The sequence below is a fragment of the Amnimonas aquatica genome, from assembly GCF_002943415.1.
Lineage (GTDB): Bacteria > Pseudomonadota > Gammaproteobacteria > Pseudomonadales > Moraxellaceae > Perlucidibaca > Perlucidibaca aquatica_A.
Genome location: NZ_PTQZ01000249.1, coordinates 1 through 2,394, shown reverse-complemented (window position 1 = coordinate 2,394; position 2,394 = coordinate 1). Strand labels below are relative to the sequence as shown.

The following is a 2,394-nucleotide window of genomic DNA, read 5'->3' as shown; positions in this document are numbered from 1 at the left end:
CAGGGATGTCATGACCCTCTCCTTCAGCAGCTGCTGAAAAGCAAAAAGTCGCCATCCCTGCGGGCAGCGGCGCATCGCCTGCTGCCATCCGACACGTTCTTGTTGTGCGGCCCCTATGGTGTACATGCCGGACTGCGCGGGCTTGAACGCAGTGGCTATCCGGACCACCGGTCAATCACGATGGATGACCAGACGGTCGATACAAACACCATTTGCCCTTTCCAGATACCACACTTTTGTCTGAGTTTAGTAATGTGCAGGGCTTGCATCGGTCCGGCAATCGGTTATGCTTTGCCCATACATTACATTCATTAGTTGTCATTGACAAAAAAGGTAATGAAATGAGCACCTACAAGCTGGACCCGGCGCTGCGCGCCGAACTGAACCGGAAATCGAACTGGCGCGGAGCCCTGGAAGTGGCCAAGGACTGGGCGCTGGTGTTCGCCGGCTTCGGCATCAGCCTGGCCTGGCCGCATCCGCTGGCCTGGGTCGTTTCCGTGCTGCTGCTGGCTGCCGCCATGGCCGGCTTCGCCATCCTCCAGCACGAGGCCTCGCACCGCTCGCTGTTCGCCAGCGCGAAGGTCAACGACTTCGTCGGCGAATACCTGGCGGCGCTGCCCATCCTGCAGAGCATGCCGGGCTACCGCGCCTACCACATGACGCACCACCGCCTGGCCGGCACCCCGGAAGATCCGGACCTGGTCATGACCGAGGGCTACCCGGTCAGCAAGGCCAGCCTGCGCCGCAAGCTGCTGCGCGATCTCAGCGGCTCCACCGGCATCAAGTCGGTGATCGGCCTGCTCGGCATGTACGCCGGCTACTGGCAGTACGAACTGACCGGCAAGGTCCGCCGCGTCGAGCCGGCGCCGCAGGGCATCGGCGGCTACCTGGCCACCTTCGTGCGCAACAACGGGCACATCGCCCTGTTCTGGCAGGTGGTCATCTGGGGCGTGCTCCACAGCCTCGGCGCCGGCAGCCTGTATCTGCTCTGGCTGGTGGCCTTCCTGTTCGTGCTGCCGACCTGCATGCGCGTGCGCCAGATCGCCGACCACGCCGTGGTCGCCGACCAGCACGACCGCAACCCGCTCATGCACGCCCGCACCACACGCGCCAACTGGTTCGAGAAGCTGCTGTTCGCGCCGCACTACGAGCATTACCACCTCGAGCATCACCTCATGCCCACGGCGCCGTGCTGGAACCTGCCGAAGCTGCATGCGGTGCTGGAGAAGGATGGCGTGATTCCCGAACAGAATCAGGCCGACAGCCTGATCGGGGTGTTGCGGCGGGCGGCGGTCTGAGGCGCTCCGCACAACGCAAAGAGGCGGGGTGATCAGGGAAAACACGCCGTGAACCCCTCCCTGGGGGCTCGCATGCGCCATCCATGGCGCATGACGGTTTTCCCTGATCACCCCGCCTCTTTGCTCCTTCGAGGAGCACCTGACCATCCCGTACTCGAGAGGACACTCACCCGGGAAGTGTTGGCATGGCGGCATGGCCGGGTTCACGGCGTGTTTTCGCCCAGCACACCTCCCGGCTCCGGGTCCCCTTCACATATAGGTCAGTGCGCCCAGTCCGGGTCGGCCAGACGCGCGAAGGTGTCGCGCAGGCCCTGTGACCAGCCCTGGTGGATCATCTGGTAGTAGGGGTCGCTCTCGGTGATGCGCTGGCGGTTGTCCACGCGCAGCGTGCCGGCGCGGTAGAGCGCGAGGTCGATCGGCAGGCCGACCGAGAGGTTGGAGCGGATGGTCGAATCGAAAGAGATCAGCACGCACTTGGCGGCCTCGCGCAGCGAGGTGCCGTGATTCACCACGCGGTCGATGATGGGCTTGCCGTACTTGGCCTCGCCGATCTGGAAGTACGGCGTGTCCGGCGTCGACTCGATGAAATTGCCCTGCGGGTAGATGTGGAACAGCCGTGTCTGTTCGCCGGCGATCTGCCCGGCGAGCAGAAAGGAGCTGCCGAAATCGACACCGCTCGCCTGCGGGCCGCCGGCCGTGTCGCGGGCAATGACCTCGCGCAGCAGGCTGCCCACCTTCACAGCCGCCTCGTACAGCGAAGGCACCTGCAGGATCTCTGGCAGGCCGTCGTCGCCGACGCGCTGGCGCAGCAGGCTGAGCACGCTCTGGGTGGTGCCCAGGTTGCCGGCCGACATGAGCACGATCACGGCCTGGCCCGGCTTCTCCAGCACGGTCATCTTGCCGAAGGTGGCGATATGGTCGACCCCGGCATTGGTGCGGGTGTCGGAAGCCAGCACCAGGCCTTCGGCCAGGTTCAGGGCTACGCAGTACGTCATGTCAGGCTCCTCGCGCCGCCCGGCGGCACGACCGGTCCGGAGAAATTCAGGGGCGGCGATTCTACTGCTGCTGTTGCTGCATCGCCATGACCCGCGCCAGG

The 2,394-nt window shown here is 65.0% G+C and carries 2 protein-coding genes; one reads left to right on the top strand and one right to left on the bottom strand.

Going from position 1 to position 2,394, the window contains the following annotated elements:
* Positions 1–341: 341 nt before the first annotated feature.
* Complete coding sequence (locus tag C5O18_RS08645) at positions 342–1,298, top strand: fatty acid desaturase family protein (protein WP_105193165.1); 957 nt, start codon at positions 342–344, stop codon at positions 1,296–1,298.
* A 260-nt stretch (positions 1,299–1,558) separates the two neighbouring features.
* On the opposite strand, the gene C5O18_RS08640 is transcribed toward C5O18_RS08645, so the two are convergent.
* Positions 1,559–2,293, bottom strand: coding sequence for a proteasome-type protease (locus C5O18_RS08640; protein ID WP_105193163.1), 735 nt, complete (start codon positions 2,291–2,293; stop codon positions 1,559–1,561).
* Positions 2,294–2,394: the final 101 nt, after the last annotated feature.

What these genes read in the sequence shown, in the direction of transcription:
- C5O18_RS08645 (WP_105193165.1), top strand. Translation starts at nt 342, where the DNA reads ATGAGCACCTACAAGCTGGACCCGGCGCTGCGCGCCGAACTGAACCGG.
- C5O18_RS08640 (WP_105193163.1), bottom strand. Translation starts at nt 2,293, where the DNA reads ATGACGTACTGCGTAGCCCTGAACCTGGCCGAAGGCCTGGTGCTGGCT.